This is a genomic window from Spirosoma liriopis (assembly GCF_023196085.1).
GTDB lineage: Bacteria > Bacteroidota > Bacteroidia > Cytophagales > Spirosomataceae > Spirosoma > Spirosoma oryzicola.
Genome location: NZ_JALPRF010000002.1, coordinates 112,455 through 128,039 on the forward strand (window position 1 = coordinate 112,455; position 15,585 = coordinate 128,039).

Below are 15,585 nucleotides of genomic sequence, written 5' to 3' on the forward strand. Positions count from 1 at the left end.
CAAACAACAACCTGCCGTTCGGCAATGTTCATTTACCACTATTTTCGATAATCCTGACGAAACCGATGCCGAAACGCCTGCTGAAATACAAGAATTACGATATTCACAGCATCACCACCGTCGCTGGTCTGGACGCAACCGCCCCACGTTATAATGCGAACATTGTTAGCTGGGTCATGACAACGGATATGAAGGCTGCCGTGCTGGCCGTAGCGCTTTACAAAGTTGATTACACCATTGAACTTGTACGGGCAAGCGGTATTCTAAACGTTAATTTGCTGGCCACCGACCAGACACGGCTGATTCGTAAGTTTGGTCAGCAGTCTGGTCGCGCTAGCGACGGGCGGGCAATCGATAAATTGAAAAACGTGCCTTTTGCCCTTGACCAGCGCGGTTGTCCATACCTGACAGAAGCCATCGGTTATGCGCAATGCTCCGTAATGCACAGTACTGATGCGGGCGACCATGAGCTTTTTATTTGTAAAGTACAGAAACAGATTGTGCTCAATCCCGACAAAGAAGTAATGACGTACGCTTTCCTGAAAGAAAAGAAACTGGTACGTGGGTGATTAGCCACTTTTGTTACAGTTGACGGTAGTCTGATCACCTTATAGGGATTGGCTGTTGCGAAAGTCGGTGTTGGTCTGAATGACCCGTTTAAGCTACCTGTTTTGAAGGGAAAAATCAGCCGAATAAGGATTACCAACTCAGCCCAGCCCAGGTTTCTCGACTTTTGCAACAGCCACATCGTGATAGACTCGATTAGAACCGATTCGCCGTAGCCGACACCTTTTTAGCTTCAAATACGTAGCGAACAAGCTGATTAAGGCTGTCGGGCTCAACAATATCGAAAGCCAGGTTCTGGGTTTGTGGCCCATAATAGCCAAAGGCACTAGCCCCGTCTCGATAAAACCCCACAATGTCGTTCGTCTGATTGGCCCGCTTAGCGATGATATTCAAACCGCCAATATTAGCGATCTTATTCACCAGAAAGCCACGCGCTCCTTGCCGGTATACGTTGCGAAGAATTGACGCTTTCACTGTGCCATCGGGTTGGGGATTGGCCATACTAATGCCGATGCGATGGGTAATCGTCGTACTATCCGGCATCAAAAAGGGTAAATAGCCATCGAAGGTTTTTTGGCCGTTTACATACTGCGTCAATCGGGTCACTTCATACGTACCGATCGAACTCTTCAAATTGGCGGCTACCGGATCATCATCACGACGGCAACTACTCATCAGAAGAATGAACACGGCGAGGGAGAGCAAATAATGCATACGAATAAATAGATTTGGTTTTGTAGATACGAGTCCACCCTTACGAAAAGCGTTGGGTTGCTGCCGGCTTAAAAGTTGTTAAATCAGTGTTATTGATCAGGTAAGATAACTTGATCATCATCTTGTTTATTTAGAAAGCTATCCCTTTCCGAGCATGCTCCAGCAAGTCTATTGGCGTCTTTTACGGAATAAAGGTTGGCATACAGCTTCATGCTGTCGTGGAAGTGACATGGCCGTTTCAAGAGTAGGTTTATAGTTCTGAATTTCCGGACTTTACAATTGCAGAGTAGGGTAAAATCTGCCTGCTTAAGGCTTATGTGTCGAGCAGCATAAGCCTCTTATTGACTTTTACAACAGCTATGGAAGTTATCTATCAATATGTTATCGCCTGACTCCGCTTTACTTCTTTGGCAAATCATTATATTAATCCAACTACTCGGATTAGTTTATAGCATTGTGCGTCTGTACAACCATCGGCTGGGTTTCAGGACGAAAACGGTTTGGTGCTTCATCATTCTATGCGTTCCTCTCGGCTGGGTTGTTTATTTGATCTTTAGGAAGCCGACCTATTCGACGGGTGACTGAGTCAGCGTAAGCAATCGGCAGCCAATGCCTGATCTCTTTGCCGCAATGCCCGAATGGAACGGATAGCATCTTTGTCGCCATCCCGACTAAACGCTAAGGATCAAGCATCGGGACAGTGCTTTTATTACCAGTAGTTTCTTCGAGAATTAGCTTCTCTAACCTAAAACCATTCATGGAAAACTCCGCCGTGTACTTGGATAATCAGTGGGCCTGGTGGCACAAATTGCTATTTCGCTTCGCCTGCATTTACATCGTACTCTACACAACGATCTGGACCTGGATAGGCGACCTGCCTCTATTCAGCTTGATTGGTGAGTACTACGGCAAAACGGAGAACTGGCTGGTGACGGCGGCTAACGATTACATATTTCATGTAAAGGACGAGCTGGTTCCATTGAACGGTAGCGGGGATACATCCTACGGATACGCTCAATTGTGTTTCTTTCTACTGGTTGCAGTCGTCGGTACAGTCATCTGGACAATTTTCGACAAACGGAAAGAATATAACACGGGCTACTACTGGCTGATCGTGCTGGTTCGGTATTACGTAGCGATGATGGCGTTAGGCTACGGCATCATCAAGCTATTCGGACTGCAAATGATCTTTCCGTCGCTGAGCGCCCTAGCTACTCCGCTGGGTGATCTGCTGCCCATGCGGTTTTCCTGGTATTTTATTGGCTACTCGACGCCATACCAGTTCTTTTCGGGGGCCGTTGAGGTCGTAGCGGGCCTGCTGTTATTATTTCGGCGCACCAGTACGCTGGGAGCATTTGTGGCTGCGAGCGTGTTTCTTAACGTGATGATGCTGAATCTGTGCTATGACATTCCTGTCAAGCTATTTTCGATTCATTTGTTTCTGTTTAGTAGTTTTCTGCTGATCGCCGATGCCCGACGACTGCTTAACTTCTTTGTATTCAACAAATCGACCCAGCCACTGCCTCAGATCGTACTTCCTAAACAATGGATGCGACGGAGCAAAGTAGTGCTGAAAATCGCGTTTTTTATTTTGTTTCTGGTATTCCCTCTGATCAGATCATATCAGGGTTGGTCATCGTCACAGCAAGCGTCTACTACGCCAAAGCTGACCACCGGTTTTTTCTCGGTTGATCAGTCGCAGGGTACAGCCGTCGATAGTCTGCGTTGGAAAGATATCGTTTTTGAACCGACGAATACGGGTAGCATTCACACCGCTGATACGCTATTCCGGCAACGGTATCACCGGGCTTATTTCAGCTATTCCTTTGATACCTTAAAACACACAATTGATTTCAAGCGGTCGTCTATGGATACGACGGCGCTGTTTACCATGCAGTACGTAATGCCCGACACGAATCACATCGAGTTGCGTGGAAAAATTCGTAACGATTCAGTAGCAATGACGCTTAGACGCGAGAACCGCCGTTTTCAATTGGCAGAAAAGCAATTTCACTGGCTTTCGGAGGCCAACCGTTAAAAGCGACGAAGCACCAGTAAAATGCTTGCTTACAGGCGGATACTCTGACCAAGAATGTCATCCAGATATTCCCGCGAGTTGGCTAGTCTAGGCACTTTATGCTGTCCACCTAGCTTGCCGCGCTGTTTCATCCAGGCGTAGAATGTGCCGCGCGGAACGACGTGTACGCGGGGCTGTTTCAGGACCATATCGTTATAGCGCTTCGCGTCGTAGTCGGAGTTAACCTCGCGCAATGCCTGATCAAGAAGCTGGTTGAATCGCTGTTGGCTATCAGGCTCTCGCGAAAACTCGATTACCCATTCGTGGCAGCCGTTTGCGCCGTTGCTCATGTACACTGGCCCCGCCGTGTAATCGGCAATAACCGCACCTGTGGCTTCGCAAGCCCGCGTTATGGCGGCTTCTGCATTCTCGACGATGATTTCTTCGCCAAACGCGTTGATGAAATGCTTCGTACGACCACTAACTTTCAGACGATGAGGGTAGAGCGACGTGAAGCGCACGGTGTCGCCGATTCTGTAGCGCCACAAGCCGCCGTTTGTCGAAACGATCAGCGCGTAGTTTTTGTCTAGCTCCACTTCGTCGATGGTCAGGGCTTTGGGAAAAGGCTGATCCGCTTCCTGAATGGGGACGAACTCGTAGAAAATTCCATAATCGAGCATCAGAAGCATTTCACCGATTCGCGACAAATCGTCCTGAATGGCAAAGAACCCTTCCGAAGCGTTGTAAACCTCCTGATACCGAACAGTTGACGAAGGAAAGACCTGCTGTTGAAACAACTCCCGGTAAGGCTGAAAATTTACCGCACCGTGAATCATAACTTCGAAGTTCGGCCACACGTCAAGAATGTTGGATTTACCCGTGCGAGCCAGAATTTTGTCGATCAGCACCAAGCCCCAGGTTGGTGCGCCCAGCATACTCGTCACGTTTTCCTGAGCCGTGACCTCCGCCATACGATCCATTTTGGCTTCCCATTCATCCATGAGCGCAATGTCGATAGACGGTGTGCGGATGAACTGCGCCCAACTTGGCAAGTTTTTCATGACCACGGCGGACACATCGCCAGCGGCACTGTTCGCACTGAATGGATTGGTATGCAGGCTACCACCAATCGAAAGTCCTTTGCCAGCAAAAGTCTGTGTATCTGGATTGTTGGCTACGTAAAGAGCCATCATATCCTTACCGCCTTTGAAGTGGCTTTCATCCAGCGACTCGGTCGTAACCGGAATGAATTTGCTGCGGGCGTTGGTTGTTCCTGACGATTTGGAAAACCAGCGCACCGGCGACGGCCAAAGTACCTTGTTTTCGCCTTTCATTACGCGCTCTATGTAGGGATAGAGATCTTCGTAACTCGAAACAGGGACCTGGCGCTGGAAATCAGCAATCGTCTGAATTGAGCGGTAATCGTACTTTTTGCCCCATTCCGTTCGGCGACCTGCCCGGATGAGTTGCTCAAAAACCCGTTGCTGCACCGGACCTGGGTGTTGCATCATGGCCTCAATGCGCGGTAAACGCCGTTGCAGGAGCCATTTGAGCGTAGTATTGAGGAAGGTCATACCGTTAAAATACACATAAACTAACGTAGACAGCTAGGTTAGAGGTAGAAACTTACAAAAGCATTGGTTGGTTTACAAACGAGCCGCTCGATCAGGGTAATCGGTAATCAAGCCATCAACACCCCACTCTTTCAGCCGTTTCATGTCGCTCAACTGGTTGACCGTCCACGGAATAACACTGATCCCTTGTTCGTGTAGCTGGGCAATCCGGCGCTGGTTCAGTAGTTTGTAGTGAGGACTGTAGATAGCCGGTTTGAAGCCCAACTTCTGTATGTTTTTTTGGGGACTGCGCAGATTCTCGACCAAAGCCGAAAGCCGGACGTTAGGGTATTTGCCCGCATCGATCTGTTGCTTCCAATGGGTCAGGATGGCAAAGTCAAAGCTTTGAATAACAACACGTTCGGCTGGTAAGGTCTGGCTGATGACGGATTCAACAAGGTCGCAGAAAGCGGCTGGTTCTGGCTGGCTTACGTTGTACTCAGACGGAACGCTCTTTAGCTCAATGTTGTAAGAAAATGCCGGTAGATTATGCGCTTTTCTGTAGGCTTCTGCCTGCTCAATAACCTCGCTCAGCAAAGGCTTGTAAGTCTGGATTTTCTGTTGTTCGGGATAGGCGGAGTTACCGTTTGAACCGACGTCGTAGCGCTTGACATCGGCATAATTCATTCGATAAATGAGCAGACTTTTCTGGTCTTTCTTATCAACTGGTTTCCCGTCCGGTGTTATGCTGTAGGCCGCATTGAAGTAGGGTTCATGCGAAACAACCACCCGTCGCTCTTTGCTAATAACTACATCCAGTTCAAGTGTTGTCACGCCCAGTTCCAGCGCTTTGAGAAAGGCCGGAATCGTATTTTCAGGCATCAATCCCCGGCAGCCCCGGTGCCCCTGTACATCAAACGCGGGCGGAGTAGCCGAGGTAAAAAGGGTGGCAATCACGCAACTAAGTAGAACGTTAAAACCCATAGGCCTGATTGGTGGAGTCCCAAAAGTACACTTTCTTTTTTAGTTAGGCTCGCTCGAAACCACTCGTGAGGATTGCGATAGGTAGCCGCCCCCCCAATCAAACTCTACTCTGCGTCTGTTTTTTAAACTGGTAAACACCTCGGTTGGCTTGACTCGCCGGTATCTTGTCTGATCGTTTGTTTGGGTAAAAACGCGAACGGGACCGTTGTTTTGCGTGGCGATGTGACAAAGTTTTCCGTTGGCAAGCAGGACTGTCGCCAGTGCTTTGGCGTCTCCATCGACAACAAAACCTGACTGAGCGGGAGAAAGAGGTTTAAAGTGGCCATGTCCATCGCCTAGCAGACACAGCCCCAATCCGGCATCCTGCCAACCCGACAAAACTTCGTTGGCGTAGTCGTTGCCGATCAGCAGCAGATCCAGGTTACCATCGTGGTTAAGGTCAGTAGAAATAGTGCCGAACACGGGCGAAAATTGAGCCTCTATAGGCAGCGTATGCAGGACAAACGTTCCGTTTCGGTTCTCGATGTAAGCCGATAATGTGAAGGTCGCCCGTTTATGAATGGCTGATTGTTGCTGATCGCTGTCCAGCAGGTCGGCTAATTTTAGCTTGCCGTAAGTAGCGTAGGACGTCATTTTCTTTTTCAACGACGGAACCTGATCGGTTAGCACATCACGCGGGTGAATCGGGTATTCGGTGTCGCCGTTGAAAAAACTCAGGATGGGGTCAAGCGTACCATTCTTGTCATAATCAGCTGCGTAAACTGATACCGGGTGAGAATCGGATGCCTGAAAGCGATTGTTCAGGCCCAAATTGCCCGCTACGTAATCCATGTCGCCATCGTTATCAAAATCACCCGCTGTCAGGCTATTCCAGAAACCGACCGCTTTTTCCAGCGACGGCATGGACGCAGCTGCCAACCGGCGACCTTGCTGATTTTTAAAAACGGTAACAGGCATGAACTCGCCCGCTATTAGTAGGTCCGGCCAGGAATCGTTATCCACATCTGTCCAGAGTGCTGCGCAGATCAATCCGGCCTGACTAAGCCCAGGCGCTAGCTGGTCGGTTACGTCGGTAAATCGAACAGTACCCTTATCGCTATCATTGCGGAGAATGCAGCTCCGGGCCGGTTCGGGGTATCGCTGTGGTTTTATGCGCCCCCCGACAAACAAATCGAGGTCGCCGTCGTGGTCGAAGTCCGTCGCTACGATGCACGATCCGCTTGACGTGGTGTTAGGTAATGATTGAACAGCGGCCCGAAAATTTCCCTTTCCGTCGTTTAGATACAGGCTGTCCTGATAGCGGGCTTCGTTTTGCCCAAACTCGGTGCTACCGTGAACGGCGTACAAATCGAGGTCGCCGTCTTTATCGGCGTCAAACAGCAAAACACCGGTTTCTTCGGGTTCTTTCGCCGGTCGATCTTTACGAGAAAAATGACTTTTGCCAGATGACGTAGCTTGTTGCAGAAAGAAAGTGCCGCCCCGGTGAGCCGGTCCCCCGATGTAAATATCGTCCAGCCCGTTGCCGTCTACATCGCCTACCGCTAAGCCTGGACCAATCTGTGAATGCTTGTGCGCAAGCAAGGTTTGCTGGGCTTTATAATCCACGAAATCGTCTTCCTGATGCTGAAAGAACAAACCGAGTGGTGCAGAAACTTCGGTAAATAAAGCTTTCTCGACAGGCTGTAACTGCATAAACGTGGCTGGTTGCGCGGTGGCCGAACGTTCGTCGAGGGTGACCGTTTTGTTGGTCAATATATTTTTGAGTAGCTGACCGGTACCAGATGGCCATAGTATTTTTAGCGAATCGATTCGCTGGGCTTTGCCTAACCCCACATGAACGCCCGATTCCATCGACGATTGATAACCACGCTGTCGGGTGTATTCGGTGTAGCGAACTGTCCCGTTTGTCCAGATGGCGATTTTAGCGCCTAAGCCTTCCCGATTACCCGGCTTCCCCGCTAGTTTTAGTTTTAAAAAACGATTGGTTGACGAGTCGGTGGCGTTTTCGATGGTCCTGTTGCGATAAATGAAAGCCGGATCGTTAATGTTATTCATCACCAGATCCAGATCGCCGTCATTATCGAAATCGGCGTAGGCCGTACCGTTCGTAAACGACGGTTCATTCAGCCCCCAATCACCAGCAACGTTCGCAAAATGGAGGCCATCGCCTTTGTTGTGGAACAGGAAATTTGGTTTGTAAACGGGTTCCAAATCCTCGATTCGCTTCAAAAGTTGCGCACGTCGGTCGGCATCTGTACCAAATGTCCCAGCATCCCGGTTGTAGCTCGTGAAGTCTAGGTCAGTGATGTCTTTGCGGTAGCCGTTTGTGATCAGCAAATCACAAAGTCCGTCGTTGTCCAGATCGGCAAAAAGCGCACTCCAGCTCCAATCGGTTGCGGCTGTACCCGTCAGGTAGCCGATATCACTGAAAAGAGGTAGCGCCCCCGCTTTATCGGATGCATATCCCCGATTGAGTTGAAGGACATTACGAACGTACTGCGTCTGATAACCCAGCCGTTGCGCCATCTGAAAACGGTCGTACGGAATGGTCGAAAACATGGTTTTCTGCCGTAAGTTATCGTCGGGAAGCATATCGACTACGGCCAGATCATTCAGACCGTCGTTGTTGATGTCAGCTATATCAACACCCATGCTATTATGACTCTGGTGCTTGAGCGTTTTCGCTATCCGGTTGGTAAACGTGCCGTTTTGATTGTTGACGAGCCAGACGTCGTTGGACTGGAAATCATTGGCGACATAAATGTCAGACCAGCCGTCTGCGTTTATGTCGTTGATCACGACGCCTAGTCCCCAGCCTTCGTGTAGTAAACCTGCCTGCGCCGAAACATCGGTAAAATGCGGGACAGCCGGACCAGAGCCTACCTTGCTCGAAGAACCATCGTTGCGAAATAGCTTGTCCCGACTTTTGGCCGAGCCGTCGTTGCGGGGGCCTATCACGTTGTTTCGGTTAAACGCTTCCAGCGCATTGGTCAGTAGAAAAACGTCAAGGTCACCATCGCGGTCGTAATCCAGGAAAGTCGCCTGCGTCGAGTAGCTGGAGTCGGCTAATCCCGCTGTTTGTGCGGTTTCCCGAAAACGGGGATTGCCATTGGCGTCATTGCCCAAATTAAGAAACAGCAGATTAGGAACGGCCCGGTCCCGATTGGGATGAACCGTCGAGACGTAAATATCCTGCCGACCGTCCTGGTTTATATCGGCCACGGCTACCCCCGTACACCAGGATGTAGTGCCGACACCCGCTTGTTTCGTAATGTCTTCGAACGTAAAGCTTCCTTTGTTAAGATACAGCTTGCTCGACACCTGATTGCCCGCAAAAAAAACATCACTCAGCCCGTCACCGTTAAAATCGCCGACGCCAACGCCCCCACCATTGTAGATGTATTCGAACTCCAGTACGTTCAACGAGTCACTTTCCGTAATGGTATTGGCAAAATCGATACCCGTCTGATTGGCGTCTAAGCGCTCAAACCGGGGTGTTTGACGGGTGCAGCCAGCGAGTGTAACGACAAGTAAGAGAGTTCGTGTGAGCAATGAGCGCATAGTCGACAGGCAAAATCCCCGGCATAGCAACGAAGGCCAGCCGGGGATCGTATTGGATACTTTTATCTAGTGAAACAACGCTTAATAGCCCGGATTCTGATCTTTTTGCGAGAGCTTACTGTTGTTGTCCAACTCCTGTTGTGGAATCGGTAGCAACTCCTGCTTGCCTTTAGCGAAGTAAGAAATGGGCTCGGTTTTAAGCTTGTTCTGAGCCCGCCAACGCAAAAGGTCGCGGTTCCGGATTTGCTCACCGCCCTGTTCGACCCGCTTCTCGTGAACAATCGCCCGGAACACTTCATCCTTGCTATTCACCGGGTAGTTCGTGGTCGGATAGGCGGGCATGGCTACGCTTTTACGCGCCCGGACCTGGTTAAGCAAGGCAATAGCGTTCGCTGTGCTGCCCGTTTCGTTTTCGGCTTCAGCCATCATCAGCAGCACCTCCGCGTAACGGATAATTCGCATATTGATTCCTGACGTATAGAACGTTTCGTTGTTTTTATACATCGCCGTGTACTTGCGCCAGCTTATCTTTTGCGCCGTTCCGTTGAAATTGGACGTGTTACCCTGCACCTGCGACTCCATCAGCGTATTAGCGCCGTTGTTATACGTATCACCGATGAAATAAAAATTGTATTTCAAGCGGGGGTCCGTTTTGGCGTCGCCTTTAGCGGTGTTTTCAAATTCGCCGATCAGGCCATCGGATGGAATCAGGTTGCGCCAGCCAATGGCCGAGTACTCCTGGCTTCGCGTCATCGTTTCGTTAGCTCCGCCATCATTGCCGTCGCCATCCCAGTTGAAGTCGCCAATTTTAGAGAACCCAATTTCAAAAATAGATTCCGAATTAAATTCCGTCTCTTCAATGAAATTGTCGTTGTACTCGTCGGTCAGCTTATACAAGCCTGAGCTAATGATCTGCTGAAGCTGGGTTTTTGCATTGGCATAATCGCCTTTTTGCATGTACACCCGGGCGAGTAGTGCCTGAGCCGCTCCCTTCGTTGCCCGACCGAGATCGGCTCCGCTAAAGCTAGCAGGAAGATCGGCCTGAATAGCCTGTAAGTCGGTGATGAGCAAATTATAGATCTCATCGACCGTTGCTCTTGCCTTCGTTCCGGAGGTACTCTCGACGTATTCGGTGTAAAGCGGAACCCCGCCCCAAAGCGTCACCAGATCGAAATACGACAAGGCACGGAGAAATTTAGCCTCTGCAATGGCGCGCTTGGTTAGTGTCGGATTATCCGTAACGGAGGTCCCTTTATTGATGACCACGTTGGCCCGGTGTACGGCCCGGTAAAGGCCGTTCCAGACGGAGAAGGCAACGCCATTACCGGGGTTCTGAGCCCCAATCAGAATCTGGTTGCGGGGCGCTTCCAGCTGTCCACCACCCGTTGCTACGTCGTCCGAGCGTAGATCATGGACAAAAAACCATTCACGGCCCGTCAAATTGGCGCTTTGCCAGATGGCGTAAACGGAATTGACACCCTTGACAAGTTCGTCGGCGTTTTTAAAATAAGTCTCGGTTGTGAACTGGTTTGGATTGACTTTGTCGAGGTTGTCTGTACTACACCCGAAAAACAATCCAATCGCCACTATACCTGTAGTCCAGTATGTAGGTTTCATAGTTGCTGCGTTTTTCTGTTCCGTTAAAAGCCAAGTTGTAAGCCGACCATAAAGGTGCGTGCCTGCGGAAACTGACCGTAATCGATACCGTTTGTTAATGTCGGGTTGGCGTTGCTGGTGCGTGATCCGACTTCTGGGTCGTAACCCGTGTACTTCGTAAACGTCAGCAGATTTGTCGCTGCGACGTAAACCCGCGCCCGGCTGACCGTACCGCGTGAGAACGATTGCAAGGCTGCGGCTGGTATGGAATAGCCAAGGCTGAAATTCTTCAGGCGCAGGTACGACCCGTCTTCGATAAAGCGGTCCGAGGTGCGGGAGTTCGCGTTCGGATCGCCGTCAACAGCGCGGGGAACATCGGTGTTGGTGTTTGTTGGTGTCCAGGCCCGAAGCACATCGGTTCCGGCATTGAACAACCGCAGCATTCCCTGCTCAAGCACTTTTACACCGTTGTAAATTTTATTGCCCTGAACTCCCTGGAAAAAGAGCGACGCATCGAAGCCCAGATAATTGGCGCTCAGGTTTAATCCATAAGTAAATTTCGGCAAAAAGCTACCCAGATTGATCCGGTCATTCGCGTCGATCACACCGTCGTTGTTGGCATCCACGAACCGAAGATCACCCGGCTTCGCGTTGGGTTGCGAAGGAGCCGTTCTAACCTCATCCGCTGTCTGGAAAATACCCGCTACTTTCCAGCCGTAGAAATACTGAATTGGCTGACCCGCTTCGGTACGCGTAATGTCGAATCCACCGTAATCGGCGTTGGAGCCGTTGAGCAGCGGTGAAATCGTTGGTCCCAGACTTAAGACTTTGTTGCTTATGAAACTGATGTTACCTGACGCGTTGAACCGGAAGGCACCTTTGGTTTTGTTATAGCCCAGTTGTGCTTCGAAGCCGTTGTTTCGCATACTACCCACGTTCACAATCGGTGATTGTGAATAGCCGATGGATGGCGCAATCGGTTGGTTCAGAATCAGTCCGTCCGTGTTGCGGCTGTACACTTCGGCTGATAAGGTAATGCTGTTGTTCAACAAGCCCAGATCCAATCCGAAGTTGCTCATCTTAGTCACCTCCCAGCGCAGGTCGGTATTGCCCAGTCGGTCGAAATAAGATCCCTGCGCCCGGTTACCACCCAGAATCGAGTTGGTGTTCTGCGATACGGTTACCTGCCACGAGTAATCACCGATGCCGTTAAAGCCCATTGTGCCGTAGCTAGCCCGCACTTTCAACTCCGAAATGGTCGGTATATTTTTCATGAACGGTTCTTCGCTGATGCGCCATCCTGCCGAAACTGATGGGAAGTTGCCCCACTTGTTGCCCGGCGCAAACCGCGATGAACCATCCCGCCGGAACGACGCACCAAACAGGTATTTACCGGCAAATTCGTAATTGAGTCGGCCCAGGTAAGAGATGAGTACGCTTTCAGAACGGGTTCCGCTCAAACCCACGCTGGTACTGATCAGGGCATTCAATTCGCGAATGTCGTTCGACGCTGCCTGACCCGTACCATTAATATCGAGGAACCGGCTGCCTTGCCGTTCGGCGACAGCTACGGCGTTGATGCTATGCTTGCCAAAAGTTTTTTCGTAGCTCAGCTGGTTCGAGATCAGTGGTGATACAAACGTTGAGCGTTGGTCGGTCAAACTGGCCAGCGCCCGGGCGTTAAAGCTTTCATTATAGATCGGTAAGAAGGAATACGTCCGGGCGGTTACGTAGTCGATACCACCCCGCAGCCGGTAGGTCAGTCCTTCGATAAGCTTCACGTCGATGTAAGCGCTTCCCAGAAATTTCATCCGCTGGGTGTTGCTTTGATCCTGTAAAGCGGCCCGAACTGGGTTCTGTGGGTCCGATGCATCGGAGCCGTCGGGACCCCGGTATCCGCCCAGTAGATTCGGATCTTCAATCGGCATGTAAGGTGTCATCCGGATCATATTCTGCACCTGCGTCCGGCCACCAGCGCTTACTTCATTCAGCTTGTCATCGTAGGAAATAGTCAGGTTCTGACCGAACGAAAAGCGCTTGCTGATGGTATGGTCGGAGTTGATGCGGAAATTACCCCGTTTGTATCCCGTACCGATCATAATACCCTGCTGGTTGAAATAACCGACGGACGAGTAAAACCGTGACCGTTCATTACCACCCGATAGCTGAAGGCTATGTTGTGTAATCGGAGCACTGCGAAACACGGCTTTCTGCCAATCGGTATCCGTTTGCGCGTAAGTCTGCGTTGCACCGGTATAAATAGGCTGGTTCAGATTGGCGAATCGGGTAGGAATTGGCTGGCCCGCGTTTGTACGCAATGCCGTACCGTATTGGATGTACTCGTCGCGGTTGAGCAGGTCCAGTTCGCGCCAGGTACTCTGCGTACCTACGTAGCCATCGTAATTGACGTGTAGTTTTCCGTCAGCGGCTCCTTTTTTCGTTGTAACAATGATAACGCCGTTAGCGGCCCGCGATCCGTAGATGGCTGCCGACGATGCGTCTTTCAGTACATCAACCGACTCGATGTCGCGGGTGTCGAAATTGTTTAGATCACTGGTAGGAAATCCGTCAATGACATACAGCGGATTAGCTGCGTAGTTGATCGAGCCTATCCCCCGGATGCGGACAATGGGTGTTTCTCCCGGCGAGCCGTTGGCTACCACCGTTACGCCTGGTACGCGGCCCTGAATTGCCTGCTCGACACTCGGCACGGGTAGCTGGGTAACTTCCTGCGCTGATACAGACGAAATCGCGCCCGTAACGGAAGCCCGCTTTTGCGTGCCGTAGCCAACGACGACAACTTCGCTGAGCGCTTTAACATCATCCTGTAGCGTTATATTGACCCGGCTGCGGTTGGCTACCGCCACTTCCTGCGATGCATAACCGACAAAGCTAAATACGAGTGTCGCATTGTTGGCTGCGTTCAGGGTGTACTCGCCATTGGCGTTCGTTGTCGTACCCCGGCTAGTTCCTTTCACGATGACACTGACACCGGGTATTCCTTGTCCGTTTTTGTCGATGACCCGGCCACTGATGTCGGCCAGGGGTTGGCTCGATGTCATCGACCAGCCGCTACGCTCTAATCGCTCAAGGGTGCGGTCGGGCAGGTTCACGGGTGACGATGGCTGATCGACCTCGGCTGGACTCTCGATTTGTTTGATTTTGTTGAGAAACCGGTGATTTTTCTCTTTCTCCCATACGATGGCGTAAAAGTTAGGCTGGACCTTGCGATACGTCAGCCCTTTATCCGTCAGTAAGTTAGTGAGTTCGGTTTCCAGATTTGGGCTTCGACGGCCCACCAGCTGAACTTTTGTGTCAACCAGATTGGTCGGATAGATAAACGAAACTCCGTAGTGCTGCTCTAACTCAGCCAGGGCGCTTCGGAGTGTGATAAAACGAGTATCAGTGCTTCTGCTCTGATACATGGCAAATCGGTCGCTGGAGGCCAGTAATTGGGCGCGTACTGGCAAGATCCCGGCCAGCAACAACGATCCGAGGACAGTTAGTTGTTTATTCATGTTGGGATAGGTTGGTTCGCTGAATAATAATCCGATTTTTTTGTTGAGTAATGCGCAGGTCGAATACTGTTGATAATCCATTCAAAATGGTTTGCATCGACTGGTTAGGAATCGTTCCGGACAAGGTCTGACGCTGTAGGTCCGGATCGGCAATCAGTACCGTCGCTCCATAGGTGTCTTTGAGCATCTGGGCTACTTCCTGCAAACTGGTTCCTTCGAACTTTAGCTTCCCCGTTTGCCAGGCCGATTGAGCCGCTGCGTCAACCCGTTTGCGGTAATACTCCTTTGTTTTGACGTCCGTATAAATCAAGTCGCCCGGTTTCATGACCAGTTTATTCTGCCTGGGATTGCCTACATCGAGCTGAATTTTTCCGGTGTTCAGTACCACTTTTGCCCGGCTTTCGCGGGCTAGTACGTTGAATTGCGTACCGAGTACTTCAACGTTCAGCTTATTTGGTAGATGGACAATAAAGCGCTCGTGATTCGACTTATGGGTGACCTGAAAAAAGCCTTCGCCATTGAGCCAGACTTCGCGCGTTTGACCGCTTTTCCAGTGAGGTGCATACCGTAGGCTACTGTTGCCATTAAGCGTTACAAGCGAACCATCTGATAGTGTAAAGCGAGTTGTTTTACCGAACGCGGTTTGCTGGAACAAGTCAGCGGGATATAGTTGCCGGTAACCAAAGAAAGCAGCTGTTGCCAGTAGCAAAGAACCAACGAAAATCGCGGCCCATTGCATGGGTTGACGGAGCCAGTTTATCCGTCGGATTACCGGTCTGTGCTCGGTCGAGGCAGCGGCCAATCGATGCCGAATTGTACTCAGCATCTGGTCCGCATCGGGTGCCGGAATAGTGGGAGGGGCGTGCCAGTCCGCGTTGCTGAACTGATTGTTGAGCCGCCGAACCAGATAGGACTGCCCGGCCTCGGTGTCAAACCAGGCCAGCACCTGTTTCGCTTCGTCGGCCGTTACCCGATTGGCGAAATACTGCTCAAGTAGCGCTTCATTCATGAGTATAGGAATGCCAGTATGCTTCCTATACACCACTCGAAGAGAAAAGTATTATTAGAAACGGAA

General features: G+C 50.6%; 10 protein-coding genes. 3 read left to right on the forward strand and 7 right to left on the reverse strand.

All coding sequences use genetic code 11. The features are described 5' to 3' along the window. Nucleotides 1–65: 65 nt before the first annotated feature. Nucleotides 66–569, forward strand: coding sequence for a flavin reductase family protein (locus M0L20_RS09585; RefSeq protein WP_248476725.1), 504 nt, complete (start codon nucleotides 66–68; stop codon nucleotides 567–569). Nucleotides 570–762: 193 nt separating this feature from the next. Here M0L20_RS09585 and M0L20_RS09590 read toward each other — a convergent pair whose 3' ends face one another. Next, nucleotides 763–1,281, reverse strand: coding sequence for a hypothetical protein (locus M0L20_RS09590; RefSeq protein ID WP_248476727.1), 519 nt, complete (start codon nucleotides 1,279–1,281; stop codon nucleotides 763–765). Nucleotides 1,282–1,659: 378 nt separating this feature from the next. Between M0L20_RS09590 and M0L20_RS30320 the strand changes: the two genes are divergently transcribed. Next, nucleotides 1,660–1,866, forward strand: coding sequence for a PLDc N-terminal domain-containing protein (locus M0L20_RS30320; protein WP_354004169.1), 207 nt, complete (start codon nucleotides 1,660–1,662; stop codon nucleotides 1,864–1,866). Nucleotides 1,867–2,038: 172 nt separating this feature from the next. Beyond that, on the forward strand, nucleotides 2,039–3,319 hold the full coding sequence (locus M0L20_RS09595; RefSeq protein WP_248476729.1) for a hypothetical protein: 1,281 nt from the start codon (nucleotides 2,039–2,041) through the stop codon (nucleotides 3,317–3,319). 29 nt (nucleotides 3,320–3,348) lie between these two features. On the opposite strand, the gene M0L20_RS09600 is transcribed toward M0L20_RS09595, so the two are convergent. The 6 genes from M0L20_RS09600 to M0L20_RS09625 form a co-directional block, all read right to left on the reverse strand. Further along, on the reverse strand, nucleotides 3,349–4,872 hold the full coding sequence (locus M0L20_RS09600) for a GH3 auxin-responsive promoter family protein (RefSeq protein ID WP_248476731.1): 1,524 nt from the start codon (nucleotides 4,870–4,872) through the stop codon (nucleotides 3,349–3,351). 72 nt (nucleotides 4,873–4,944) lie between these two features. Then, complete coding sequence (locus tag M0L20_RS09605; RefSeq protein WP_248476733.1) at nucleotides 4,945–5,835, reverse strand: glycerophosphodiester phosphodiesterase family protein; 891 nt, start codon at nucleotides 5,833–5,835, stop codon at nucleotides 4,945–4,947. A gap of 39 nt (nucleotides 5,836–5,874) precedes the next feature. Further along, a complete protein-coding gene (locus tag M0L20_RS09610; protein WP_248476735.1) occupies nucleotides 5,875–9,396 on the reverse strand; it encodes a VCBS repeat-containing protein in 3,522 nt (1,173 codons plus the stop codon). Nucleotides 9,397–9,477: 81 nt separating this feature from the next. Beyond that, the gene (locus tag M0L20_RS09615) at nucleotides 9,478–11,013 is read right to left on the reverse strand and encodes a RagB/SusD family nutrient uptake outer membrane protein (RefSeq protein ID WP_232560689.1); all 1,536 of its coding nucleotides are present in this window, start codon (nucleotides 11,011–11,013) and stop codon (nucleotides 9,478–9,480) included. A gap of 23 nt (nucleotides 11,014–11,036) precedes the next feature. After that, entirely contained in the window at nucleotides 11,037–14,510 is a 3,474-nt protein-coding gene (locus M0L20_RS09620; RefSeq protein WP_248476737.1) for a SusC/RagA family TonB-linked outer membrane protein, read from the reverse strand. Then, a complete protein-coding gene (locus M0L20_RS09625) occupies nucleotides 14,503–15,519 on the reverse strand; it encodes a FecR family protein (protein ID WP_248476739.1) in 1,017 nt (338 codons plus the stop codon). The genes M0L20_RS09620 and M0L20_RS09625 overlap by 8 nt, the downstream gene beginning before the upstream one ends. Between the last annotated feature and the right edge of the window lie 66 nt (nucleotides 15,520–15,585).